Annotated in this window: 25 protein-coding genes, 1 tRNA gene, 1 pseudogene and 1 riboswitch; of the genes and pseudogenes, 15 read left to right on the top strand and 12 right to left on the bottom strand. The window is 70.9% G+C overall.

All coding sequences use genetic code 11. From position 1 onward, the window contains the following. Positions 1 to 96 precede the first annotated feature (96 nt). Positions 97 to 570: a type II toxin-antitoxin system PemK/MazF family toxin gene (locus ACZ4Z5_RS28870; protein WP_468267978.1), complete on the bottom strand. Its 474-nt coding sequence runs from the start codon at positions 568 to 570 to the stop codon at positions 97 to 99. A gap of 203 nt (positions 571 to 773) precedes the next feature. Between ACZ4Z5_RS28870 and ACZ4Z5_RS28875 the strand changes: the two genes are divergently transcribed. Beyond that, the gene (locus tag ACZ4Z5_RS28875) at positions 774 to 1,526 is read left to right on the top strand and encodes an MBL fold metallo-hydrolase (protein ID WP_468267981.1); all 753 of its coding nucleotides are present in this window, start codon (positions 774 to 776) and stop codon (positions 1,524 to 1,526) included. 267 nt (positions 1,527 to 1,793) lie between these two features. On the opposite strand, the gene ACZ4Z5_RS28880 is transcribed toward ACZ4Z5_RS28875, so the two are convergent. Beyond that, entirely contained in the window at positions 1,794 to 3,059 is a 1,266-nt protein-coding gene (locus ACZ4Z5_RS28880; protein ID WP_468267984.1) for a PTS transporter subunit EIIC, read from the bottom strand. A gap of 272 nt (positions 3,060 to 3,331) precedes the next feature. Next, positions 3,332 to 4,606: a PTS transporter subunit EIIC gene (locus ACZ4Z5_RS28885; protein WP_468267987.1), complete on the bottom strand. Its 1,275-nt coding sequence runs from the start codon at positions 4,604 to 4,606 to the stop codon at positions 3,332 to 3,334. A 234-nt stretch (positions 4,607 to 4,840) separates the two neighbouring features. Between ACZ4Z5_RS28885 and ACZ4Z5_RS28890 the strand changes: the two genes are divergently transcribed. The 4 genes from ACZ4Z5_RS28890 (at position 4,841) to rdgB (ending at position 7,156) form a co-directional block, all read left to right on the top strand. Continuing rightward, complete coding sequence (locus ACZ4Z5_RS28890; protein ID WP_123187908.1) at positions 4,841 to 5,074, top strand: PTS sugar transporter subunit IIB; 234 nt, start codon at positions 4,841 to 4,843, stop codon at positions 5,072 to 5,074. A 243-nt stretch (positions 5,075 to 5,317) separates the two neighbouring features. Continuing rightward, the gene (gene rph, locus ACZ4Z5_RS28895; RefSeq protein WP_468267990.1) at positions 5,318 to 6,049 is read left to right on the top strand and encodes a ribonuclease PH; all 732 of its coding nucleotides are present in this window, start codon (positions 5,318 to 5,320) and stop codon (positions 6,047 to 6,049) included. A 100-nt stretch (positions 6,050 to 6,149) separates the two neighbouring features. Next, positions 6,150 to 6,533, top strand: a complete 384-nt coding sequence (locus ACZ4Z5_RS28900) for a hypothetical protein (RefSeq protein WP_468267993.1) — start codon at positions 6,150 to 6,152, stop codon at positions 6,531 to 6,533. 20 nt (positions 6,534 to 6,553) lie between these two features. Further along, entirely contained in the window at positions 6,554 to 7,156 is a 603-nt protein-coding gene (gene rdgB / locus ACZ4Z5_RS28905) for an RdgB/HAM1 family non-canonical purine NTP pyrophosphatase (RefSeq protein WP_468267996.1), read from the top strand. A 68-nt stretch (positions 7,157 to 7,224) separates the two neighbouring features. On the opposite strand, the gene ACZ4Z5_RS28910 is transcribed toward rdgB, so the two are convergent. Together ACZ4Z5_RS28910 and bcp are read right to left on the bottom strand one after the other, a co-directional pair. Continuing rightward, positions 7,225 to 7,308 (bottom strand) — tRNA-Leu (locus ACZ4Z5_RS28910). A gap of 43 nt (positions 7,309 to 7,351) precedes the next feature. Beyond that, entirely contained in the window at positions 7,352 to 7,819 is a 468-nt protein-coding gene (bcp, locus tag ACZ4Z5_RS28915) for a thioredoxin-dependent thiol peroxidase (RefSeq protein WP_468267998.1), read from the bottom strand. Positions 7,820 to 7,953: 134 nt separating this feature from the next. Here bcp and ACZ4Z5_RS28920 point away from each other — a divergent pair, with 134 nt between their 5' ends. From ACZ4Z5_RS28920 to ACZ4Z5_RS28930, 3 genes are all read left to right on the top strand, one after another. Further along, entirely contained in the window at positions 7,954 to 8,274 is a 321-nt protein-coding gene (locus tag ACZ4Z5_RS28920) for a DUF3618 domain-containing protein (protein WP_468268001.1), read from the top strand. A gap of 98 nt (positions 8,275 to 8,372) precedes the next feature. Beyond that, entirely contained in the window at positions 8,373 to 8,675 is a 303-nt protein-coding gene (locus ACZ4Z5_RS28925) for a GroES family chaperonin (protein WP_468268052.1), read from the top strand. A gap of 116 nt (positions 8,676 to 8,791) precedes the next feature. Then, positions 8,792 to 8,853, top strand: a riboswitch (guanidine-III (ykkC-III) riboswitch). A gap of 37 nt (positions 8,854 to 8,890) precedes the next feature. Further along, positions 8,891 to 9,211: a DMT family transporter gene (locus ACZ4Z5_RS28930; RefSeq protein ID WP_468268004.1), complete on the top strand. Its 321-nt coding sequence runs from the start codon at positions 8,891 to 8,893 to the stop codon at positions 9,209 to 9,211. Here ACZ4Z5_RS28930 and ACZ4Z5_RS28935 read toward each other — a convergent pair. Continuing rightward, positions 9,205 to 11,682 (bottom strand): transglycosylase domain-containing protein, encoded by a 2,478-nt coding sequence (locus ACZ4Z5_RS28935; protein WP_468268055.1) that lies wholly within the window; start codon positions 11,680 to 11,682, stop codon positions 9,205 to 9,207. The two genes, ACZ4Z5_RS28930 and ACZ4Z5_RS28935, sit on opposite strands and share 7 nt — an antisense overlap. A gap of 1,245 nt (positions 11,683 to 12,927) precedes the next feature. On the opposite strand from ACZ4Z5_RS28935, the gene ACZ4Z5_RS28940 reads away from it, so the two are divergent. The 5 genes from ACZ4Z5_RS28940 (at position 12,928) to ACZ4Z5_RS28960 (ending at position 17,861) form a co-directional block, all read left to right on the top strand. Next, complete coding sequence (locus ACZ4Z5_RS28940) at positions 12,928 to 13,734, top strand: ABC transporter permease (RefSeq protein ID WP_468268007.1); 807 nt, start codon at positions 12,928 to 12,930, stop codon at positions 13,732 to 13,734. A gap of 121 nt (positions 13,735 to 13,855) precedes the next feature. Next, positions 13,856 to 14,668, top strand: coding sequence for an ABC transporter permease (locus ACZ4Z5_RS28945; RefSeq protein WP_468268058.1), 813 nt, complete (start codon positions 13,856 to 13,858; stop codon positions 14,666 to 14,668). Between the two features lie 7 nt (positions 14,669 to 14,675). After that, the gene (locus ACZ4Z5_RS28950) at positions 14,676 to 15,638 is read left to right on the top strand and encodes an ABC transporter ATP-binding protein (protein ID WP_468268010.1); all 963 of its coding nucleotides are present in this window, start codon (positions 14,676 to 14,678) and stop codon (positions 15,636 to 15,638) included. A gap of 30 nt (positions 15,639 to 15,668) precedes the next feature. Then, on the top strand, positions 15,669 to 16,328 hold the full coding sequence (locus ACZ4Z5_RS28955) for a DUF1707 SHOCT-like domain-containing protein (protein ID WP_468268013.1): 660 nt from the start codon (positions 15,669 to 15,671) through the stop codon (positions 16,326 to 16,328). 231 nt (positions 16,329 to 16,559) lie between these two features. Next, positions 16,560 to 17,861 (top strand): DUF445 domain-containing protein, encoded by a 1,302-nt coding sequence (locus ACZ4Z5_RS28960; protein WP_468268016.1) that lies wholly within the window; start codon positions 16,560 to 16,562, stop codon positions 17,859 to 17,861. Positions 17,862 to 18,047: 186 nt separating this feature from the next. On the opposite strand, the gene ACZ4Z5_RS28965 is transcribed toward ACZ4Z5_RS28960, so the two are convergent. Then, entirely contained in the window at positions 18,048 to 18,350 is a 303-nt protein-coding gene (locus ACZ4Z5_RS28965; RefSeq protein ID WP_468268019.1) for a hypothetical protein, read from the bottom strand. A gap of 10 nt (positions 18,351 to 18,360) precedes the next feature. Further along, on the bottom strand, positions 18,361 to 19,380 hold the full coding sequence (locus tag ACZ4Z5_RS28970; protein WP_468268022.1) for a CHRD domain-containing protein: 1,020 nt from the start codon (positions 19,378 to 19,380) through the stop codon (positions 18,361 to 18,363). A gap of 174 nt (positions 19,381 to 19,554) precedes the next feature. Between ACZ4Z5_RS28970 and ACZ4Z5_RS28975 the strand changes: the two genes are divergently transcribed. Continuing rightward, complete coding sequence (locus tag ACZ4Z5_RS28975; RefSeq protein ID WP_468268025.1) at positions 19,555 to 20,106, top strand: COG4315 family predicted lipoprotein; 552 nt, start codon at positions 19,555 to 19,557, stop codon at positions 20,104 to 20,106. Between the two features lie 181 nt (positions 20,107 to 20,287). Here the strand turns inward: ACZ4Z5_RS28975 and ACZ4Z5_RS28980 are convergent, their stop codons facing one another. The 4 genes and pseudogenes from ACZ4Z5_RS28980 to ACZ4Z5_RS28995 all read right to left on the bottom strand — a co-directional run bounded on the left by ACZ4Z5_RS28980 (position 20,288) and on the right by ACZ4Z5_RS28995 (position 23,233). Beyond that, complete coding sequence (locus tag ACZ4Z5_RS28980) at positions 20,288 to 20,899, bottom strand: excalibur calcium-binding domain-containing protein (protein WP_468268028.1); 612 nt, start codon at positions 20,897 to 20,899, stop codon at positions 20,288 to 20,290. A gap of 398 nt (positions 20,900 to 21,297) precedes the next feature. Beyond that, a pseudogene (locus ACZ4Z5_RS28985) lies at positions 21,298 to 21,627 on the bottom strand (methyltransferase, FxLD system); the annotation flags it as partial. A 17-nt stretch (positions 21,628 to 21,644) separates the two neighbouring features. Further along, positions 21,645 to 21,965, bottom strand: coding sequence for a 4a-hydroxytetrahydrobiopterin dehydratase (locus ACZ4Z5_RS28990; protein WP_468268031.1), 321 nt, complete (start codon positions 21,963 to 21,965; stop codon positions 21,645 to 21,647). A gap of 2 nt (positions 21,966 to 21,967) precedes the next feature. Next, a complete protein-coding gene (locus ACZ4Z5_RS28995) occupies positions 21,968 to 23,233 on the bottom strand; it encodes a Twin-arginine translocation pathway signal (protein ID WP_468268034.1) in 1,266 nt (421 codons plus the stop codon). Positions 23,234 to 23,378: 145 nt separating this feature from the next. Between ACZ4Z5_RS28995 and ACZ4Z5_RS29000 the strand changes: the two genes are divergently transcribed. Continuing rightward, positions 23,379 to 23,852 (top strand): hypothetical protein, encoded by a 474-nt coding sequence (locus tag ACZ4Z5_RS29000; protein WP_468268037.1) that lies wholly within the window; start codon positions 23,379 to 23,381, stop codon positions 23,850 to 23,852. Positions 23,853 to 24,029: the final 177 nt, after the last annotated feature.

The raw sequence follows: 24,029 nt of genomic DNA on the forward strand, positions 1-24,029 counted from the left end.
GGCGCCGCGGTCGCACAGTCGCGTGGGCGGGCGTACGCGCAGAGACCCACGCCCCCCGGGGCACCCGCGCGCCGAGCGTCGCGCGGCCGCCGGGCGTCACGCGGCCAGGTGGCGCACCTGGTCCCAGACGGCCGGATCCACCACGCCCACCCGGCGGCGGAACCCCCACAGCGGTACGTCCCGCAGCTCGCCGGTCTCCAGGAAGCTGGGGCGGCCCCGGGCGTCCCCCACCGAACCGGGCGGCAGCGGGATCACCGCCTCCCGCTCGTCGTGGTAGCGGGTCGTGATCTTGGCGACCACGGCCGTGGCACCATGGACGGACAACACAAGGCACGGCCGGTCCTTGGATCCCGGCCCGTCCTCGTAGGGCACGTCGGCCCACCAGATCTCACCCGGTGCCGGTCCGCCCTTCCGGCTCGTACGCCGGCCCGCAGGACGCCTCGGCGGTCCGACCCGGCCGGCCGGCCGCGTCCTCGACCGGGTACGAGCCCTCGCCCACCCGTCCGCGACCGCGGCCGCCAGAGCGATCACCACGACCGCCGCCAGTGCGAGCCACCACGAAGTGTCCATGGGACGACGGTACCGGCGCCCGGCCCGGCGCGCCCGCGACGCCCGAACCGGTGACAGAGCAGGTGAGTTCCCCCACAACCACCCCCCGTGGAGGAGCGACCGACCCGTTCGCGCCTTACTCTCGACGGACCGTACGACCACCCCTACGCACGACCCCCGTCGCCCATCGCCCTCCCGATTCCCGCCACGGAGGTTCACGCTCCATGAAGCTCACCGTCGTCGGTTGCTCGGGGTCGTTCCCGTCCGCGGATTCGGCCTGCTCGAGCTACCTCGTCGAGGCCGACGGCTTCCGGCTGCTCCTCGACATGGGCAACGGCGCCCTCGGCGAGCTGCAGCGCCACATCGGTCTCTACGACCTCGACGCGATCTTCCTCAGCCATCTGCACGCGGACCACTGCATCGACATGTGCGCGTACTTCGTCGCCCGTTACTACCGGCACGACGGCGGACGCTGCGGCGCCATCCCGGTGTACGGTCCCGAGGGCACCGAGCAGCGGCTGACCACGGCGTACGCGGACACACCGTCCGACAAGTCCATGAGCGAGGTCTTCGACTTCCAGACGCTCAAGCCCGGCGCCTTCGAGATCGGCCCCTTCTCGGTCCGCACGGACCGGGTCAGCCACCCCGTCGAGTCGTACGGCATCCGGATCGAGCACGACGGCCGCAGCCTGGCCTACTCCGGGGACACCGGAGAGGCGGACTCCCTCCTCGACCTGGCGGCCGGCGTCGACCTGTTCCTCTGCGAGGCCTCCTTCACCCACGGCAAGGAGGACATCCCCGACCTGCACCTCAACGGCCGGGAGGCGGGGGCGTACGCCCAGCGCGCCGGGGTCGGACGGCTGATCGTCACCCATATCCCGCCCTGGACGGACGCCGAGCAGAACCTCGCGGACGCCCGTGCGGTCTACGACGGCCCGGCGGAGCTGGCCCGGCCGGGCGCCGTCTACCAGCTCTGATCGCCCGGCCCGGCTCCCGGCCCGTCGGGACCACCGGGCAGCACGTGCGGAGCCGCGCGAGCCCCGTGCGCCCGACGGGACGGTGCCGCGTGACGGGCGGGTTCCCTGAGGCACCGCCGGCGGCCTCCCGCCGATGGCAACCGGCACGCGTCCTTCGCCGCCGGCCGAGCGCCGGACGGGGCAGCCCGGCAGCCGGTGGACGACTGCCGGGCTGCCCCGTCATGACGGCCGGATGCGGCGGGATGCGGCCGGGTACGGTGCCGGAGCCTACTTGGCCTCGGCCTTCTGGAGCTCCGCCAGCTCCTCGTCGGACTCACGGCCCGGCGTGGGGAGGTTGAACTTGGTGATGGCGAAGCGGAACACCACGTAGTACAGGGCGGCGAAGCACAGGCCGACCACGGCCAGGCCCCACGGGTTCGTGGCGATGCCGAGGTTCAGCAGGAAGTCGATCGCGCCGGCCGAGAAGCCGAAGCCGTCCTTCATGCCGAGCGCCCAGGTCAGGGCCATGGAGACACCGGTCAGTACGGCGTGGATCGCGTACAGCACCGGTGCGATGAACATGAAGGTGAACTCGATCGGCTCGGTCACACCGGTGACGAAGGACGTGAGCGCGAGGGAGAGCATCATGCCGCCGACGACCTTGCGGCGCTCGGGGCGGGCGCAGTGGACGATGGCGAGGCAGGCCGCCGGCAGGGCGAACATCATGATCGGGAAGAAGCCGGTCATGAACTGGCCGGCGGTCGGGTCCCCGGCCAGGAAGCGGGCGATGTCGCCGTTCTTGCCCTCGAACTCGCCGGCCTGGAGCCACGGGAAGGAGTTCAGCAGGTGGTGCATGCCCACGGGGATCAGTGCGCGGTTGGCGACGCCGAAGATGCCCGCGCCCACGGCGCCGGAACCGACCAGCCACTCGCCGACGTGGTGCAGGCCCGCGCCCAGGACCGGCCAGACGAAGCCGAAGACGATGCCCGTGAACAGGCCGGCGAAGGCCGCCAGGATCGGGACCAGGCGGCGGCCGCCGAAGAAGCCCGCCCAGTCGGGCAGCTTGGTGCGGTAGAAGCGCTGGTAGAGCAGGGCCACGATGATGCCCATGACGACACCGCCGAGGACGCCGGCGTTGACGGCCTTCTCCACCATGACGATCTTGCCGTCGACCACCGTGGCCTCCTTGGGGAGGTTCGGGTCGGTGAACGTGGCGAGGACCTTCTGGAAGACCAGGTAGCCGGTGACGGCCGCGAGTGCGGTCGAGCCGTCCGACTTCTTGGCGAAGCCGATGGCGATGCCGACGGCGAAGAGCAGCGCCATGTTGTCGAGGATGGCGCCGCCGCCGGCGGCCATGTAGCCGGCGATCCTGGTGACGAACTCCGGGAACGAGTCCCGGCCCAGCATGTCGGCGTTGCCGAGGCGGACCAGGAGCGCGGCTGCGGGCAGCACCGCGACCGGCAGCATGAGGCTGCGGCCGATGCGCTGCGCGACAGCCATCGCGCCGGAACCCTTCTTCTTCTCTGCCGCGGGAGCGACGCTGGCCGTAGTCATGATCTTCCTCCTGTGGGCACAAGGCGCCGCCTGGGGACCGTTTGTGCGGAGGGGACGGCGGCGTCTCAAAAGGGGGCATGCGGTGAGAGCCCGCATGGTCTACACCAGTGACTGGTGTAGACCAGTTTTAGCATGCGGGAGTTCGTTAAGGAACCTGTAAATGTCTGCCTTCTTGCGTTCGGAGGTCACAGAAAGGAAACCCCTGCGCGGGGAGCGCCCGCCGCCCCGTCCGGAGCCCTCCGGGGCCGGGCACGGACCGCCCGGCGGCGCCGTCAGGCCCTGGTCGCGTCCTTTTCCATCTCCTCCTGCAGTTCCTCCGGTTCACGGCCCGGGGTGGGAAGGTCGAATGCGGTGATCGCGAAACGGAACACCACGTAATAGACGACCGCGAAACAGGCGCCGATCGGCACGATCAGCCAAGGCTTCGTATCGAGGTGCCAGTTGACGACATAGTCGATCAGGCCCGCGGAGAAACTGAACCCGGCGTGCACCCCCAGCGCCCAGGTGATTCCCATCGACGCGCCCGTCAGCAGGGCGTGCACCCCGTACAGCACCGGCGCCGCGAACAGGAACGAGAACTCGATCGGCTCGGTCACCCCCGTGACGAACGAGGTCAGTGCGCACGAGAGCATCAGTCCGGCCACCCGCTTGCGGTGCTCCGGGCGGGCGCAGTGGGTGATGGCCAGCGCCGCCGCCGGGAGGCCGAACATCATGATCGGGAAGAAGCCGGACATGAACTGGCCGGCGTCGGGGTCGCCTGCGAAGAAGCGCGTCAGGTCGCCCTGGACGACGGTGCCGTCCGGCTCCGTGTACTCGCCGGCCTGGAACCAGAAGAACGTGTTCAGGAACTGGTGCATGCCGATGGGGATCAGCAGCCGGTTGGCGACGCCGAAGATCGCCGAGCCCCATGCCCCGAGGTCGGTCAGCTGCTTGGCGAACCAGGTCAGGGCATCGCCCACCGGCTGCCAGACCAGCCCGAAGACCACGCCCAGGGCGCAGCAGAGGAACGCCATGATGATCGGGACGAGCCGACGGCCGTTGAAGAAGCCCAGCCAGTCCACCAGTCTGGTGCGGTGGTAGCGCTGCCAGACGACCGCCGTCAGCAGGCCGATCAGGATGCCGCCCAGCACGCCGGGGTTCTGTGGCACGCCCTCCGGTCTCGCCTCGGTCACCGAGCCGCCGACCGGGAACGCCTCCAGGACCTTGTGGTAGACGAGGAACCCGGCGACCGCGGCGAGCGCGGTCGAGCCGTCGGCCTTCTTCGCGAAGCCGATGGCGACCCCGATGCAGAACAGCAGCGGCAGGCCGAACGAGCCGTCGAGGATGGCGGTCCCGCCGTTCAGGAAGACCTTGGCGGCCCTGTCCCAGAACGAGCCGTGGAGGTAGGAGCCGAAGAGCGTGCCCAGGCTGACCAGCAGACCGGCGGCCGGCAGGACCGCCACGGGGAGTTGCAGGCTGCGGCCGATCTTCTGCAGGCCCTGGAAGAGCCCGTTCCACCAGCTCCGCTGCGGGGCTTCCGGCCGGACGGCCATGCTGTCGGCGCTCATGGGCGGGTCCTCCCGTAGCTCCGTAGCTCCCGTGACGGGCACGGTTTGGCGGTTGTCCGAAACTGGTGTAGACCAGTCCTGGCGCGGTCGCGTGCGTCATGGTCATCATTCGATAGAAGGCGGTAACTCGCCTGTGAGGATGGGCCAAACGTGCGTTACCGTGACGAAACGGACCTGTTGTGGGCCGAGGCTGCAGTCTTTGGCTGCGACTCTTTCGAGGACTAGGGAGAAGGCATGGCCAGCAAGGCTGAGAAGATCGTCGCCGGACTCGGCGGGATCGACAACATCGAAGAGGTCGAGGGCTGCATCACCCGCCTCCGTACCGAGGTCGTCGACCCCGGCAAGGTCGACGAGGCCGCACTGAAGGCCGCCGGGGCCCACGGCGTCGTCAAGATGGGCACCGCCATCCAGGTTGTCATCGGGACCGACGCGGACCCCATCGCCGCCGACATCGAAGACATGATGTGAGCCGTATCCATGGTGTGAGCCGTTCACCTGAGGTGAGCCGCGCCCATGGTGTGTGAGCCGAGGGCATGAGGTGAGCCGCACCCATGGCGTGAGCCGAGGGCACGAAGTGTGCCGCGGACAGCGCGATATGTGCCGCTGACGGCCCGGCTCGGCCCGGGGCGCCGGCTGCCGGAACTCCACTCGAACGGGCCCGTTTCCGTACCGGAGCGGGCCCTTCGTGCAGCTCGGGCTAGGCTCGACCTCATGTCTCGCATCGACGGCCGCACCCCCGAACAGCTCCGCCCCGTCAAAATCGAACGGGGATGGAGCAAGCACGCCGAGGGCTCCGTGCTCATCTCCTTCGGCGACACCAAAGTCCTCTGCACCGCCTCCGTCACCGAAGGTGTGCCCCGCTGGCGCAAGGGCAGCGGCGAAGGCTGGGTCACCGCCGAGTACTCCATGCTGCCCCGCTCCACCAACACCCGCGGCGACCGCGAGTCCGTCCGCGGCAGGATCGGCGGCCGCACCCACGAGATCTCCCGCCTCATCGGCCGCTCCCTGCGCGCCGTCGTCGACTACAAGGCCCTCGGCGAGAACACCATCGTCCTCGACTGCGACGTCCTCCAGGCCGACGGCGGCACCCGTACCGCCGCCGTCACGGGCGCCTTCGTCGCGCTCGCCGACGCCGTCACCTGGGCCCAGGGCAAGAAGCTCGTCAAGGCCGGCCGCAAGCCGCTCACCGGCACCGTCAGCGCCGTCTCCGTCGGTATCGTCGGCGGCACCCCGCTCCTCGACCTCTGCTACGAGGAAGACGTACGCGCCGACACCGACATGAACGTCGTCTGCACCGGGGACGGCCGCTTCGTCGAGGTCCAGGGAACCGCCGAGGCGGAACCCTTCGACCGCAAGGAGCTCAACGCGCTCCTCGACCTCGCCACCGCGGGCTGCGACCAACTCGCCGCGATCCAGCGCGAGATCCTCGCCATCCGGCAGTAGCAACCACGGACGCCCCTGGCGGCGTCCTCACCTGCGCGGGCGCACGGTTCGAACCGTGCGCCCGTCCGCACATCCGAGACCGCACCGGGAGGAACCCCCCATGTCCGCACGCAGCCGCATCGTTCTCGCCGTCTCCGCCGCAGCGCTGGCAGTGCCGCTGGCCACCGGCTGCGGCGCCCTCGACAAGGCGTTGGACTGCGTCCAGACCGCGGACGCCATAGCCACGAGCGTCGACAATCTGCAGAAGGCCGTCACCACCGTCGCCGACGACCCGCTCCAGGCCAACCAGGCCCTCGACGACATCGACAAGGAACTGGCGAGCCTCAAGGACAAGACGGACAACGCCGACCTCGGCAAGGCCGTCGACGACCTCGCCAAGGGCGTCGAGAACGTCCGCACCGCCATCAAGAACGGCGACAACACCCCGGACATCGCCCCCGTCACCAACGCGGCCACCGAGATCGGCAAGGTCTGCACCCCCTGACCACCCCGATACTGGACGTCATGACCCGCCTCATCCTCGCGACCCGCAACGCCGACAAGGTCACCGAACTCCGTGCGATCCTCGCCGACGCCGGGCTCACCCACGAACTCGTCGGCGCGGACGCCTACCCCGACATCCCCGACGTCAAGGAGACCGGCGTCACCTTCGCGGAGAACGCCCTGCTCAAGGCCCATGCCCTCGCCGCCGCGACCGGCCTCCCGGCCGTCGCCGACGACTCGGGCCTGTGCGTCGACGTCCTGGGCGGAGCCCCCGGCATCTTCTCCGCCCGCTGGGCCGGCGGCCACGGGGGCGACAAGGCCAACCTCGAGCTCCTGCTCGCCCAGCTGGCCGACATCGACGACGCCCACCGCGGCGCCCACTTCACGTGTGCCGCCGCGCTGGCGCTCCCGGACGGCACCCACCGCGTCGTCGAGGGCCGCCTCCTCGGCACCCTCCGCCACGCCCCGGTGGGCACGAACGGCTTCGGCTACGACCCGGTCCTCCAGCCCGAGGGCGACACCCGCACCTGTGCGGAGCTGAGCCCGGAGGAGAAGAACGCGATCAGCCACCGCGGCAAGGCCTTCAGGGCGCTGGTGCCGGTGGTGCGGGAACTGCTGGGCTGACGCGCCGACGACGCCGTACGCGCCGAAGGGCCGCCCCCGATGTGCTCGGAGGCGGCCCTTCGCCCGAGTGCGGCCGGGGGGACTCGAACCCCCACGGGTGTTACCCCACTGGGACCTAAACCCAGCGTGACTGCCAGTTCCACCACGGCCGCCCAACGTCCGTCATGGTACTGGTGATCGGCGCCGGCCGAGGCCTCAGATGCCCAGGTCCTTGATGATCTTCGCTACGTGGCCGGTGGCCTTGACGTTGTAGAGGGCGCGCTCGACCTTGCCCTCCTCGTCCACGATCACCGTGGAGCGGATGACGCCCGTGACGGTCTTGCCGTAGAGCTTCTTCTCGCCGAAGGCGCCGTAGGCCTCCAGCACGGCCTTGGAGGGGTCGCCGACCAGGGTGACCTTGAGGTCCTCCTTCTCGCGGAACTTCGCGAGCTTCTCGGGCTTGTCGGGGGAGACGCCGATGACGTCGTAGCCTGCGGTCGCCAGGACGCCGAGGTTGTCCGTGAAGTCACAGGCCTGCTTGGTGCAGCCCGGGGTGAGCGCGGCCGGGTAGAAGTAGACGATGACCTTCCGGCCCAGATGGTCCGCGAGCGAGACGTCGTTGCCGTCGGCGTCGGGCAGGGTGAACGCGGGGGCGGTGTCGCCGGGCTGGAGTCGCTCGCTCATCAAGGTCTCCTCGTACGGGAAGCAGGTGCGGTCCCGAGCGTAATCGAGCGGGCGGGGGTGCCGGGGAGTGCTCCGGCAGGCAAGCTGACACACTGTTCACCATCAGTACCCGAGACGACCACGGAGGCAGCGCGGTGTCGGATGCCAGGACCCCTGCGCAGATCGAGGCGGACATCGTCCGCAGGCGTAGCCAGCTCGCCGAGACGCTGGACGAGATCGGGGTACGGCTGCACCCGAGCACGATCGTCGGTGACGCCAAGGCCCGGGTCGCCTCGTCGATCGACCGCACGGCCGGCCGGGCGTGCGCGGCGGTGAGCCGCACGGTGTCCGACGTCAAGGCGAAGCTGATGCACGAGGACGGGGCGCCCCGGATGGAGCGTGTCGTGCCCGTGGCGCTGGTCGCCGTGGGAGTGGTGGGACTGCTGCTGTTCACGGGGAAGAAGCGGCACGGCTGACCCGTTCCCTGACCCCTCCGGCGGACGGGACGGCCTCGGACAGGTAGGTTCGAGGGGTGAGCGCGATTACCACCCACCACGACAAGCTGCCCATCCGGATGCTGCACGACCGCGTGCTTGTGCGCTCGGACACCCCCGAGGGGGAGCGGCGTTCCGGCGGCGGCATCCTGATCCCCGCGACCGCCGCCGTGGGCAAGCGGCTGGCCTGGGCCGAGGTGGTCGCGGTCGGGCAGAACGTACGTACGGTGGAGCCGGGCGACCGGGTGCTGTACGACCCGGAGGACCGGGCCGAGGTCGAGGTCCGCGGTGTGGCCTACGTGCTGATGCGGGAGCGCGATCTGCACGCGGTGGCCGCGGACCGGTTCGAGGGCTCCGAGGACTCGACGGGCCTCTACCTGTAACGCCTCCACCTGTAACGCCTCCACCTGTAAACAGCGCCCCGGAACGCACCGGGACCACGGCGCCCCGGAACGCACAAGGGCTGGTGACCACGGTCACCAGCCCCTTCTCTGTGCCTTGCTACCTTTGAGGGACCCCGACGAGACGCGCCGTACCGGGTTGATGCAAAGACGACGCACCCCGATTCCGTACCGCGTTTCGTTCCGGAGGTGCCGTCATGGCGTGGGTTCTGCTGATCGTGGCCGGTCTGCTGGAGGTCGGCTGGTCCGTCGGGATGAAATACACCGAGGGTTTCACCAGGCCCTGGCCCAGTGTTCTGACCGCCGCGGGCATCGTCGCGAGCATGCTGCTGCTGTCCCGGGCCGCGCAGACCCTGCCGATCGGTACGGCGTACGGCGTGTGGGTCGGGATCGGCGCGGCCGGGGCGGCGGTCGTCGGCATGGTGGTGCTCGGTGAGCCGATGACCGCCGCCCGGATCTTCTTCGTGTGCCTGCTGCTGGTCGCCGTGATGGGTCTCAAGGCGACCTCGGGTCACTGACGGCGGAGGGGCGTCCCGTTCGGAGCCGCCGTGGCACCGCCGTCGACACCGCCCGCGGGGCTGCCCCCGCCGTCGGCGCCGCCGTCGACACCGCCCGCGGGGCTGCCTCCGCCGCCGTCGGCGCCGCCGTCGACACCGCCCGCAGGGCTGCCTCCGCCGCCGTCGGCGCCGCCGTCGACACCGCCTGCGGGGCTGCCCCCGCCGGGAGTACCGCCGCCTCCGTCGGCCGCTCCACCGCCCTGGGCTCCGCCGCCCGGAGCGCTGCCGCCCGGAGTGCTGCCACCGCCCGGGGTGCCGCCGTTCGCGCTGCCACCGTCGGCGCCGCCCTGGCCCGCCCCTCCGTTGTCGCCTCCGCCGTTGCCGGGGGTGGTGGTGCCGGCCCCTTCGGTGCCGCCGTCGCCGGGCTGGTCGGTGTCGGACGGTGCCGCGGGCTCGTCGCCACCGACGGCGCTCTCCGTCTCCAGGTCGAAGTCCTCGGCGTCGACGCCTTCGAGCGCGTTCTTGGTGTACTGGGCCCAGATCTTCGCGGGGGCGCCGCTGCCGCTGACGCGGGACAGGCCGAGTGCCCCGTAGAGGGACTTGTGCTGGCCGGTGTCGGGGTCGGCGCCCATCATCGAGACGACCGTGGCGAGGTTCGGGGTGTAGCCCGCGAACCAGGCGGCCTTGTCGTTCTCCGCGGTGCCGGTCTTGCCGGCCGCCGGGCGGCCGGCCGCCTGCGCCTCGACACCGGAGCCCTGCTGGACCACGCTCTGCAGGACCGCGGTCGTGGTGTCCGCGGCGCCGCGGCTGATGGTCTGCTTGAACTCGCGCTCGGGCAGTTCGAGATCCTCGCCCTTCTTGGTGACCTTTTCGACGAGGGTGTACCCGCCACGCTTGCCGTGGTTGGCCAGCGTCGCGTACGCGTCCGTCATCTCGAGGACGCTCGCATGGGCGACACCGAGGGCGATGGACGGGCTGGGGCTCAGCTCGGGCGTGGACTCGGGCAGGCCCAGGGCGAGCGCGGTGTCCTTGACCCGCTCGGGGCCGACGTCCACGGCCATCTGCGCGTAGACGGAGTTGACGGATCTGTCGGTGGCCTTGCGGACGGTGACGGGGCCGTAGCTGACGTGGTCCTGATTGTTGGGCGAGTAGCCGACCGCGCCGTTCGGGCCCTGGATCTGGATGCCGCTGTTGCCGTTGTAGACCGTGTTCGGGGTGATCTTCCGGCCGTCCTGGGTGGTGGACCGGTTCTCCGTCGCCGAGGTGAAGACGAACGGCTTGAAGGTGGAGCCGACCTGGTAGTCGTGACGCGTGGCGTTGCTGACGTACTGCTTGGTGTAGTCGATGCCGCCGTAGATCGCGACGACCTTGCCGCTCGAAGGCTCGATGGAGGCGCCGCCCACGCGGACGTACCGGTCGACCTTGTTGTTCTTCCGGTCGAGCTTCGACATCACCTTGTCGTCGACGGCCTTCACGAAGGCGTCCTGCTTCTTCTTCTCCAGCGTGGTGGTGATCCGCAGGCCCCCGGCCGCGAGGGTCTGCTCGTCGATGATCTTGTTGGTGGTGAGGTACTCCTCCACGGCCTGGACGATGTAGCCGCGCTGGCCGGAGAGGCCGGTGGCGGGTTTGACCGGCTTGACCTCGGGGAACTTCATGGTCTTCCGCTCGGCGGGCGAGAGCCAGCCCTCCGAGACCATGCCGTCGAGGACGTAGTTCCAGCGGGCGACGACCTTGCCCTTGTTCTCCGGGTGGACGACGACGTCATAGGCGCTGGGCGCGTTGAGGATCGACGCGAGGTAGGCGCCCTCGGCGGTGTTCACGTCCTTGACGTCCTTGGCGAAGTAGGCCTGAGCGGCGGCCTGGATGCCGTAGGCGTTCCGTCCGAAGAAGCTGGTGTTGAGGTAGCCCTCCAGGATGTGGTCCTTGGTCTCCTCGCGGTCGAGCTTGATCGCGATGAAGAATTCCTTGGCCTTGCGGGTGTACGTCTGTTCCTGAGCGAGGTAGTAGTTCTTGACGTACTGCTGGGTGATCGTCGAGCCGGACTGCTTGCCCTTGCCCACGGCGGTGTTCCAGGCGGCGCGCACCATGGCCTGGGGGTCGACTGCCGGCTCGGAGTAGAAGTCGCGGTCCTCCGCGGCGAGGACGGTGCGCCGCACGTTCAGCGGCACGTGGGAGAGCTGGACGTTCTCCCGGTTGACCTCGCCGTCGCGGGCTATGACCGTGCCGTCCCTGTAGAGGTAGACGTTGCTCTGGGCGGTGGCGGCGGCGTTCGCCGCCGGGATGTGCACCATCGAGTAGCCGACGAAGAACGCGGCGACGAGCAGCATGCCGAGCAGCACGAACGTGCCGAGGGTCATGCGCCAGGTGGGCAGGAGGCGGCGCAGACCGGTGCGCTTGGGGCGGGACTTCTTGCCCTTCTTCTCCTTCTTGCCCTTCTTGCCCGTGACTTCGTTCGCGCCGGTCGCGTCAGTCGTACCTGCCGCGGCGTTCATGACGGCCGCGGCGTTGAGGGCTGTCGTGGCGGTGGTCGTGGCGGCAGCCGGGGCGGCTTGGGCCGTGGCGGCGGACGAGGCGGTCCCGCCGGGCTTGCCGCCCATGGCGCTCTTCGTGCTCGTGGCGGCCTTCGCGCCGGTGGCTGCCGCGCCGGAGGTGGCGTTCGAGGAGGTTGAGGCGGTCGACGAGTTCGAGGCGTTCGAGGTGTTCGAGGTGTTCGCGGCGGGTGCGGTCTTTCCGGTGCCCGGTCCGGCGGGGCCACGGCCGGGAGTTCCGGCCCGGCGCTGCTCGGCAGTCGGCGCCCCCTCCTGCCGGAGGTTTCCGGCAGGGGACTGCTGAGGACTTCCGGCGTTCTTCCGCGAGAGGTCCACCGCACGGTCACGGTCCGGCCCGGGCCGCTCGGGGGCCTTCGGGCCGGAACCCTGGGCGCCCTTCGACTCGGGATCCCCGGCGGGCTTCGGCGCGGAGGCCTGAGCACCCGTCGGCCCGGAAGGCCGAGCACCCGTCGGCCCGGAGGTCCGAGCCGACTTCGCGGCGGGAGCCTGGGCACGCTTCGGCGCGGACCCCTCGGCGTGCTCCCGCCCGGCAGCTCCGGCGCCGTCCTTCCCCGTGTTCGCGGCGGCCTTCCCGGCAGCCGCCGCGCCCTTCCCGGTGTCGGCCTGCTTCGAGGTTCGGGCGTTCTTCCCGGCGATACCGGCGTCTTCCCGCTTCGAGGTTCCGGTGCCCTGCCCGGCGGTCCCGGCGCTCTTCCCGGCAGCCGCTGCGCCCTCCCCCGTCGCAGGGGCGTCCTTCCCGGCCGCAGCGCTGTCCTTCCCGGCGGACTCGGCGCGGCCCTGCACCGAGCTGTCGGCACCCTTCCGGTCGGGGCCTTCCGCTCCGGCCCGGTCGGGGCCCTCGGCCCCTTCCTGGTCGGGGCCGTTGGCCGAACGGTCACGCGGGGCCTCGCCCTGTGGGGTGCCGCCCTGCTTCTCTACCTCGTCGCTCATGCCTGTGGAGACTCCTCCGTCCTGGCCAGAGGTTCACTCTCCGGCGTAACGGTGTTGTATCGGGCTTTCCGTGTGGACCGCCCGTGATGCAAGGGCCACCGGACACACCGGGCAATTCCGGTGTCCCCAGCGGAAATACGGTCGCGGTGATCCATCCCGTGGAATAAGGTCGGGCGCTTTGGCGCGCACGCACCCTGCGTGACGCCTCGGCGCGGGCACCCATGCGTGCCTCCGGCACGCGTACTCCGACGAGGGGACATGGCACTACAGCTCTATGCGGTCGTCGCCTCCGGTGGATTCCGACGCCATGCGACGTACCGGGTGGCGACAGCGGCAGGAGTGTTCACCAATACCGTCTTCGGGTTCATCATGACGTACGCCTATATGGCCCTATGGGACCAGCGCCCCCATCTCGGTGGCTACGACCAGTCCCAGGCCCTCACCTACGTCTGGGTGGGTCAGGCGCTCCTGATGACCTGCGCCATGATGGGCGGCGGCGTCGAGAACGAGATCATCGAGCGCATCAGGACCGGTGACATCGCCATCGACCTGTACCGGCCCGTCGACCTGCAACTCTGGTGGCTGGCCGAAGACCTCGGCCGCGCCTGCTTCCATCTGCTGGGCCGCGGGGTCGTCCCGATGGCCGTGGGCGCGCTCGCCTTCGATCTGGCGCTGCCCGCCGACCCGCTGGTCTGGGCGGCGTTCCTCCTCGCGGTGCTCCTGGGTGTGCTGGTCGGCTTCGCGATCCGGTTCATCGTGGCGCTCTCGGCGTTCTGGCTGATGGACGGCGCGGGAGTGGTGCAACTCATGGGCCTGGCAGCGCTGTTCTTCTCCGGGATGCTGCTGCCGCTGAACGTGTTCCCCGGCTTCCTCGGAGAGTTGGCGCTCGTCCTGCCGTGGGCGGCGCTGCGGCAGGTCCCGACCGACGTCCTGCTCGGCGAGCACGCCGGCTGGGGACTGCTGGAGGCGTACGTCTTCCAGGCCGCCTGGGCGGTGGTGCTGCTGGCCGCCGGACGGCTGCTGCAGACCAAGGCCACCAGGAAGGTGGTGGTCCAGGGTGGCTGAGGCGCCGAAGCAGGCCGAGCCGCCCGGCCGCTCCGCCCGTAAGTACCGGCCACCCGCGGCACGGAACACCGACGGCGCGGCGCAGGGCACTCCGTGGGGTGCCCCGGGCGCTCCGCCGGGCATGCGGGACGCGGCGAACGGCCTGCGCGCCTACGGTCTGATCGCCGCCATGTGGATCCGGTCCACCATGACGTACCGCGCGTCGTTCGCGATGACGCTGTTCGCGAACTTCACGGCGAACGGCCTCGACTTCGTCGCGCTCCTGCTGATGTTCCAGCAGGTCGACGGGCTGGGCGGCTACTCGCTGCCCGAGGTCGCCCTGCTCTACGGAGCGTCGGGCACCGCATTCGGTCTGGCCGACCTGCTGCTCGGCTCCATGGAGCGGCTGGGCCGCAGGGTCCGGGACGGCACGCTCGACACCCTGCTGGTGCGCCCGGTCCCGGTGCTGGCCCAGGTCGCCGCCGACCGTTTCGCGCTGCGGCGGACGGGCCGGATCGTCCAGGGGCTGCTCGTCCTCGGGTACGCGCTGACCGCCCTGGACGTCGACTGGACCCCGGTCCGGGTGCTGATGCTCCCGGTGATGGTGGTGAGCGGCGCGGCCATCTACGGGGCGGTGTTCGTGGCCGGTGCGGCGTTCCAGTTCTGGGCGCAGGACGCGGCCGAGGTGCAGAACTCCTTCACCTACGGCGGGAACACCCTGCTGAGCTACCCGCCGTCGGTGTTCGCGAAGGACCTGGTGCGCGGCGTCACGTTCGTCGTGCCGCTGGCCTTCGTCAACTGGCTGCCCGCGCTGTACGTCCTGGGGCGGCCCTATCCGCTCGACGTGCCGCAGTGGGCGGCCTTCCTGCCGCCCCTGGTGGGGGCGGTGTGCTGCGGGCTCGCCGGGCTGCTGTGGCGGTTGGGCCTGCGTTCGTACCGGAGCACGGGGAGCTGACACGGTCATGGATCTGATCGAACTGGACGAGGTGGAGAAGGTCTTCGAGGTGCGCCGCCGGGTCGGGCGGCTGCGCCGGGAAAGGACCCTGGTGCGGGCGGTCGACGGGATCGGCTTCCGGGTGGCCCGCGGCGAGATGGTCGGCTACATCGGCCCCAACGGTGCCGGGAAGTCCACGACCGTCAAGATGCTGACCGGCATCCTCACCCCCAGCGGCGGCCGGCTGCGCGTCGCGGGCCTCGACCCGTCGCGGGACCGCACCCGTCTGGCGCAGCGCATCGGGGTGGTCTTCGGACAGCGCACCACGTTGTGGTGGGACCTGCCGCTGATCGACTCGTACCGTCTCGCCCACCGCATCTACCGCATCCCGGACGCGAGGTTCGCGGAGAACCTGGACCGTTGTGTGGAGCTCCTCGACCTGGGCGCACTGCTGGACGTCCCGGTGCGGCAGCTGTCGCTGGGACAGCGCATGCGCGGCGACATCGCGGCCGCGCTGCTCCACGACCCCGAGGTGCTGTACCTGGACGAGCCGACGATCGGGCTCGACGTGATCTCGAAGGCGAAGGTACGGGAGTTCCTGCGGGACCTCAACGCGGAGCGGACCACGACGGTGCTGCTGACCACGCACGACCTCACCGACATCGAGCAGCTGTGCGAGCGGGTGATGGTCATCGACCACGGCCGGCTGATGTACGACGGGGCTCCGGCCGGGCTGCACGAGGTGGGGGAGAGCGAGCGGATGCTCGTCGTCGACCTGGAGCGGGAACTGCCGCCGATCGAACTGGCGGGGGCCCGCACGGTGCGGGTCGAGGGGCCGCGGCAATGGCTGGCGTTCCCGGCCTCGGCGTCCGCCGCGCCGCTCGTCGCCGCGGTCGCGGCCGCGTATCCGCTGGTCGACCTGTCGGTCCGGGAGCCCGACATCGAAGCGGTGATCGCGAAGATGTACGCCATGACGGCGAGCGAGCTGTGACCCGGCGCCGATCGTCAATAGTCTGTTCGTATGACGGATAACGTGCCTGAGCTGCGTGCTTCCGACGCGGACCGGGAGAGGGTCGCGGAACGGCTGAGGGACGCCCTTGCGGAGGGGCGTCTCGACATGGAGGAGTTCGAGGAGCGGCTGGAGACGACGTACAGGTCCCGTACGTACGCCGAACTGGAGCCGATCACCCGCGATCTGCCCGCGGTCGGCGGCACGTCCCCGGCCGCCCCGCCCGCCCCCGCCCAGGACGGGCAGGTGCACTGGCCCTCGCGTATCGGCGGCCCCGCCACCTCCCGCGGAGCCTTCGCCTTCTGGGGCGGCTTCGGACGCAAGGGCGGCTGGACCGTGGCACGCAGGTTCACCGCCTTCGCGATGTGGGGCGGCGGTGAGATCGATCTGCGCGAGGCCCGCTTCGAGGACCGCGAGGTGGTCGTCCGCTGCTTCACGATCATGGGCGGGATGCAGGTCGTCGTGCCGCCGGAGCTGTCCGTCACGGTCAAGGGGGTCGGCATCCTGGGCGGCTTCGGCGACGACGCGTCGGGGGAGGGCACCCCGGGCTCGCCGCGGGTCACCGTGACGGGATTCGCCCTCCTGGGTGGCGTCGGGGTCGAACGCAAGATCACGAAGGCCGAGAAGCAGCGGCTGAAGGCGGAGCGGAAGCAGCGCAAAGAGCTCCGCTGACCGGGCGACCGCCCGTCGCGGCCCGTCGCCGCCGGTCCCGCACCTCCCCACCTCGCGTGGAACCCGGCCGGGCGCACGGCCCGGGACACCGCCGGGCACGCCGCCCGGGACGCCGCCGGGGAACTTGTCGAGCGCCCCGATAGTCCTCATGTGTGGACAATTGCGTACGGGATGATCTCGTGCGCGCGGGCTGCTGGTGCGCGTGCGGGCGTGCACGGACGGGTGGAGCGTATGAACGGTACGAAGACGGCCGAGGCCCACTCCGTGCCGCCGTTCGCCTATACGGCGGCCGACGAGGAGAAACGTCGCGGCGTACGGCACATGAAGGCGACCGCGACCGGTCTGCTGCTCTTCGTCGCCGTCGTCTTCGCGCTGGCGACCTGGGCGGGCCGTTCCGGCGCGGGAGCCTGGACGGGTTACCTGGCCGCGGCGGCCGAAGCGGGCATGGTGGGCGCCCTGGCCGACTGGTTCGCGGTCACGGCCCTGTTCAAACGCCCCATGGGCCTGCCCATCCCGCACACGGCGATCATCCCCACCAAGAAGGACCAGCTCGGCGCGTCGCTCGGCTCGTTCGTCGGCGAGAACTTCCTGTCCGCCGACGTCGTACGGGCCAGGCTGCACGCCCTGGGCATCGGCGGCAGACTCGGCGTCTGGCTGGCCGAACCGGCCCACGCCGGCCAGGTCACGGCAGGCCTCGCCGCCGCGCTGCGCGGCGCGCTGACCGTGCTGCGGGACTCGGACGTCCAGGCGGTCGTCGGCGAGGCGGTCACCCGCCGGGCGGACGCCGTGGAGATCGCCCCCGGCATAGGGAAGACCCTGGAGAAGATCGTCGCGGACGGCGGGCACCGCCGGGGCGTCGACCTCGTCTGCGCCCGCGCCCACGACTGGCTCGTCCTGCACGCGGACAGCGTCATGCAGGCCGTCCAGGGCGGCGCCCCAGGCTGGACACCGCGTTTCGTCGACCGCAAGGTCGGCGAGCGGGTCTACAAGGAACTGCTGCGGTTCGTCACCGAGATGCGCGACATGCCGGCCCACCCGGCGCGCGCCGCCCTCGACCGGTTCCTGGCCGACTTCGCGGCGGACCTCCAGTCCGACACGGAGACCAGGGCACGCGTCGAACGGCTGAAGTCGGAGCTGCTCGCCCGGCCCGAGATCCAGGACATGATCGCCTCGGTCTGGTCCTCGGTCCGTGCACTGCTCCTCTCGGCGGCGGAGGACGAGAACAGCGAACTGCGGCGGCGGGCCCGGGCGTCGCTGCTGACGTTCGGCGCGCGGCTGGCCACCGACGGCCGGCTGCAGACCAAGCTGGAGGGCTGGCTGGAGGACGCCGTGGTGTACGTGGTGACGACATACCGTGCGGAGATCACCTCACTGATCACGGACACGGTCGCGAGCTGGGACGCCGAGCACACCTCCCGCAAGATCGAGGCGCACATCGGCCGCGACCTCCAGTTCATCCGGATCAACGGCACGGTCGTGGGTGCGCTGGCGGGGCTGCTGATCTACACGGTCGCCCACGCGCTGGGCGGTTGACGGGCGGGGCCGGGTGCCGGTTCGGCGCCGGTCCGGGGCGGGGCTTGCGAGGCGCAACAAAAGCTGAGCGCGTGACCGGATTCCTGTCTTCCGGTCACGCGCCCAACCACCAGGGGGGAGTTACCACCCCCATGTACGTCCGCCGGGGGCTCCGTGTTCAAAGCCCGCCGGGGAATTCCCTCCGCGTCATGCGGCCCTGCGGGTGACCGCCCATGAGGCCGCGGCCATGGTCCCGGCCACGGCGAACACCGCCGGCCAGGCCCCGATCTTCTTCGCCAGCGGATGAGAGCCGGCGAACGCCGCCACGTACGCGGCGCCCAGCCCGGCCGCCGTCCCCGCCCCGCCGACCCGGTGCCACTCCTTGGCCGCCACGGCCCCTGCGGCGGCCAGCGCCACGCCGCCCAGCGGCCGCTTCCTGGTCCACCGGGCCACGCCGTATCCGCCGATCAACCCACTCGCGGCCACCGCGGCCGCCGGAATCCTCGTCATGTGTTCGAGCCTAACCCCGCTGCTGCCGGTGCCCGTCGCGGAACAGCTGGCCGCGCACGGCGCCGTCGGGGAACTCCGAGGTGTGGATGTTGGAGTAGAAGTTCCGGGGGTCGGCCGCCATGTGCTTGACGACGGTCTTGTCCTGGTGCGTCAGCCGGCCGGCGAGGGCGAAGATCCCGTTGGGCACGGGCCGGTTGAAGAAGCTGATGACCGGATCGCCGTTCCGGCCGAGCTTCCCCCGGTGGATGTGCGCGGCGGTCGGACTCTTGATGTCGACCCAGGCGAAGGCGTAGTCGAGCGTGCCGGCACCCCGGGGCCGCACGAAGGTCGCGGCGTGCCCGTCCTTGTCGCCCACCTTGGACGCGTCCTTCACCGGCACCTCCTGGGCGCCGTCGAGCAGCGCGCGCAGCTTGCCGCCCTTGATGATGCCCAGCGGGTTGATGCGCCCGTGCACCGGCTTGAGCTGACCGCGCACCGCACCGCCCGGGAACTCCTTGCTGTGCAGGTTGACGTAGAAGCCGGACGGGTCGGTCCGGATCCTCTCCGCCAGCTTCGCGTCGTCGACGGCCACGTGCCCCGCCACCGAGTGCACGCCGTCCGGCATCTCGCTGCCGAGCAGCGTCACCTTCACAGCCCCGTTCTTCCCGGCCCTGCCTTCGTGGATGTGCCCCGCACTCGGCACGAGGCCGGCGTACTGGAGCGCGAAGACGACCCGGTCGCCCTGCACCTTCACATAGGCGACGGCCTTGGCGTCCCGGTCGTTCACCGCGGGGCCACCGGGCGTAGGCACCTCGTGCGCGCCGGTGAGCGTGGCGATCAGATTGACGGTCCTGTGCTTCTGCTTCTTGTGCTTCCGGTCGCTCGTGTCGTAGCCCGCATGGGACGTCCCCGCGCCGTGCGCCGGTTTCTGACTCCCGTGCTGCACCCGTGCCTTTTCGTGGGTCTCGCCGCCGTGCGCCAGGGCGGGCGTCACGCCGACGGCACCGAGCAGGAATGCCGTGGCCGTCACGGAGAAAACGCGCTTGCTCATCGCTCTCGATACCTCCCGAAGAAGCCGGCCGGGGTGGCCGGTCCTCGGGTGGTACGCGACTCGATGACGGCCCGTTCAACAAGCGGAATCTTCCGCTCGAGTTGAACTGCCCGTCAGCACGCCACGTACTGGGTTCCGTAGCGCAGACCGTGAAAGCCGACCGAAGGACTCGTCTTGGGCAGCTCCCGGACCTCCATCTTGCTCGTCGCACCGCTGGTCACTCTGGCTCTGCTGACACTCGGCGCGTGCTCCGCCCCGACCCCTGGTGCGTCGGCGACGGGCGGCGCCGCGTCCGGCACCCAGGGCAACGCCCCGGCCCCCGACGCCGCGGGTGCCGACGGCGAGGAGACCGGTGCGCAGCCCGCCACCGCCGCCTCCGTCAAGATCACCGACTCGCCGCTCGGCCGCATCCTCGTCGACGGTGAGGGCCGCGCCCTGTACGGCTTCACCAAGGACAAGCCCGGCTCGGCGAACTGCGACTCCGACTGCGTCGCCGTCTGGCCCGCCCTCACCTCGAAGGACGACGTCAAGGCAGGTACGGGCGTCGACCCGGCGCTCCTGAAGGAGACGAAGCTCGGCGAGGGCGCGGAACAGGCCACGTACGGCGACTGGCCGCTCTACTACTACGTCGGCGACACGGCCCCCGGCGATCTGAACGGCCAGGGCCTGGACGGCGAATGGTTCGTCGTCGCGGCGGACGGCAAGCTCGTCAAGAAGGAGGTCTGAGCGCGTTCGGAGGGGTGGGGCCGGGGTCGGAGGCTCGGCGCGGGCTTGGCGCCTCGGGCTCGGCGCCCGGTGCCTGGGCCAGGGTCCGCTCGGCCGCACCGCGGCCCGAGTCCGCGTCGTATGCCGGCCGCAGCCGAGGGCTCTCCGCGGCACGGAAGCCCTCGGCAGCCGGACCGTCCGGCTACTCGCATCCGACGCCGTCGCCGTCCCGGTCGAGGTGCCGACCGTAGCCGGGGTCACCCCGGCGGACGGGAGCGGCGCCGGCGGCCCTCGCGGCGTCGCAGTTGCGGTAGTGGACGGCGGGTGTGGGAGTGGGCGTAGGCGTGGCAGCGGGGGTGGGCGTCGCAGCCGGGGCGACGTCGATCCGGACGACGGCGGTACCGGTCGCCTCCGGTGCCTTCCGTATCCGCACGCGGTACCTCAGCTCGTCCTTCCCGCTGTACCCGTCGGCGCCCGTGTAGGCGATCGAGGTGCCGTCCACCACCGCGGTCCCGTGTGCGGGCGGCTCGTCGATCGTCAGCTCCAGCTCGTCGGAGGACAGCTCACGCAGCAGTGAGAGGCCCTTGCCGTTCAGCGTGATGCGGTCGTTCCCGAGCACATCGACGGTGATCCGCTCGCCGGTCGCGGCGCTCGCCCCGTCGTCGGCGGGCGCGAGCGTCCGTTCGAACCCGGGTTCTCCCTCCGCGGCGGCGGCTTCGGCGTCCGCCGTCCCGCCGCCGCACGCGGCGAGGACCACCACCATCGCGCCGGCCATCGCCGCCCCGCCGAACGCTCGCACCGATCTCCGAAACATGTGCCCCCCAAGGCGTCAGCCGTCCCTGAAACAGCGATGCTCGCAGCCCGCCTGATAGCTACGGGTAAGTATGAAGAAACGCTCCGCAGTTGTGATGGAATCGTGAACTCCATACGCTCGTGCCGTTGCCGTTGCCGTTGCCGTTGCCGTTGCCGTTGCCGTTGCCGTCACCCGGATCGTGGCCGAGGGTCGATGCTGGGCCGCCTCGATGGACGGTGTGACCCCATGGGGCGTTACAGCACCTCGTTATCCAAGGGCAGGTCAGCAGAACGGCAGCGTCGCGGACAGCGCGGCGATGTGCGTTGGATCAATCCTTGGGCGCCAGCGTGCGGAGAAGTGCGGCGACGACGGTGCCTGTCGGCCCGGGCTTGCGGGCACCGTCGCTTCTGCCGGGGCTCCTGCCAGTCGACGACGATGCGGTTCAGCGGGGTGTCAAGTGCAAAGCGGCCGGGGCCGGTCTCGAGGCGCGCGGCATCCAGACGTTGGAGTTCGAACGTTGCCTCACGGCCGCGGTACTCGCGGTCCCAGGTGCGGATCGCGTCGGCGACCTTCGCGGCCAGTTCGTCGCTTCCGGGACCGTGGCCGATGACGCCGAACTCCCACAGCTTGCCGCCCTCGGGGGTCTTCTGCTCCGACACGCGGCGGGCGAGATAAGCGACTGCGCCCTTGCCGACGGCTGCGGTCGAAGAGGGGTAGGGATCCTCGCTGAGCAAGGTTCCCTTCGCCGCGTTCGTCATGCCCGCGATCAGGCATCGAGCGGCTCGGCACCATGGGCCGCGGCGATCGCATCGATCCGCACAGCCAGGTCGAAGTCCGCCTCGGTCAGACGATGCCCGGCGTCATGGGTGGTGATCCCGAACCGCACCTTCCCCCATCGCAGGTCGATGTCCGCGTGGTGCGAGACCAGCCGCTCAACGTCGGCGACGTGCACGATCAACGCCACCCCGCCGTGGTACCGGATCCCGAATGAGCGGCTGATCTCATCACCCATCCTGCGCCACCCGGGCAGTTCCTTCAGCCGCTCCTCGATCTCCTCGTCGCTCAGCGGCACCAGACCCTCGGCCACGCTCAACTTCCCTCCGTCACAGGCGCCAGGACATCCGCGAGGTCCCGGCCGATCGGGGCATCCTGCCACGGCAACATGGCCCGCTCCAGGGCGACCAGTTCGCGGGCCATCCTCGCCGACCTGGTTTCCACCGCAATCTCCGCCGCTTGCCGGGCGATGTCCAGCGCTTGGTCCGGCTGGCCCGCGGCGGCCGCAGCCGTGGCGTGCCGGGCCAGGTACACCCCCCGGTCCCGGCGCGCCGTGCCGGGGACGACGGCGAGGACCTGCGACCACAGGGCGTCCGCCTCGCGGCCGAGGCCGAGCCGGCCGTAGCAGGTGGCGCGCTGCACCTCCAGGTAGGCGGGCGTCCGCCTGCATGCGTTGCCCCATGGCAGGTCGTCGTCGACCCGGCTGAGGAGCCCGTCGGCGGTGTCGATGAGGCTGTCGACGGCGGTGCGATCGCCGACGAGGCTGGCGCCGTGGGCCTGCTGCTGCAGCGACATGACGCGGACCTTCGGGGCCAGGCGGCCGGAGTCTTCGAGAGCGGCCTCGCAAAGGTCGATGACAGCATGCCCGTCGCCGAGGTCGGTTCTGACTTGCGCTTGATTCACCAGGGAGTATCCGATCAGGTGCGGGTCCCGAGAGCGCATCGCGATCTCCTGGGTGATGCCCCGCCAGAATGCGGCGGCGTCGAGGTCACCGGCGTCCTGGTAAAGCCAGCCAACCAGCGCGGCGTAGGCGGCGCCAACGCGCAGCAGCCCATGCCGGGTCTCTCTCTGCGCGGACCGAGTGAGCTTGTCGATGAGCTGGTATTGCGCGGACACTGTGCCGATGAGGTCGTGCGGGCCGAGGAACATGTCTGCGCGGTAGTGCCCTTCGAGCTGCTGCTGGAAGTAGTCGACCAGGGCGGGGTCGACGTGCTGCCGTGCGACCGGTCCGGGGACCAAGGCGGCGGCAGCCACGGATACGAATGCGCGGCGTCTCACGTCTGCCTCTTCATGGTGCTCTGGGCGGATCCACCCTGGCGGCGTGGTGAATCCCAAGTCTTCAGGCCAGCGGCCGAGAGCGTCGTGGATCACGATCGCTGTCTCCTCCGGCGGCCACCCCGGGGCTCGCCCTTCCCAGCGGCGCCACGTCCTCGGCGACACCGCGAAGTGCCGGTCGCCGAGCAGTTGCTGTCCGTGCTCGGTGAGACCGGCTGCGGCCTGCTCCATGGTGCGCCAGCCCTGGCGCAGCCTCGCAGCGCGCAGCGCGTCGTTGCGTCCCTCGTGGCCAGTCTGGGGTGTCATCGCGTAGGTCCTCAGCCGTGGCCGCTTCGTGGCCGCGCATGGCCGCGTGATGGCCTATCTGTCCCATGACGTGCGGATCCATCATCCACCTATGGAGATGGCACGCACACGGAATGCAACGAAGAAATCCACGGCAGACGGCAACATGGCTGCAGCCGACTGGCTGTCGGTCCCGCTCGGAGAGCCCACGCTTGCCCGGCGCCAGTGGCACGACCACGGCGTTGCGCTGCTCCCACTCGGATCCGTGTTCTCCGCCGTCCGCCTCGGCGAGCAGCTGGTGCACGCCGCCGCCCGCGATACCGGCCCGGCCGTCGTCGCCGACGTCCTCGCCGACGGGCTGAACGGCCCGGTCATCCACGACGCGCGCGGCCGTCGCTACTACGCACTCGTGCCGCCCAGCGCAGCCACGGGCTGGCGACTCAACGGGCCGGACGTCGAGCTGCTCGGCCGCGGCACACACCTCGGCGTACCGCACGTCTCCAGGACGGAGCACGCCCCGGCAGTGGGCACGTACTGGGCAGTCCCGATGTCTTCTGCAGGCGAGCTGTGCGACCCGAGCGCGGTGGCGTGGCTGGTCCGGATCGGGCGCGCCCGCCTGGCCGAGGCTGCTGCCGGATGAACTCCCGCCCGCTGCCGGCCGACAGGCAGCGCGCGGGTCTCCCCGCTCCCGCCGTTTCCCTGGCAGGACCGCGGCCGGAGCGGGGGCAGGGCCCTCGGGCCCACGTCGGTGCACGACGGCGCACGGGCAGGCCGCGCGCCGAGCACACACCCAAGGAGCATCGCATGACCGGTGTCG

Source organism: Streptomyces sp. NPDC030222 (assembly GCF_055573115.1).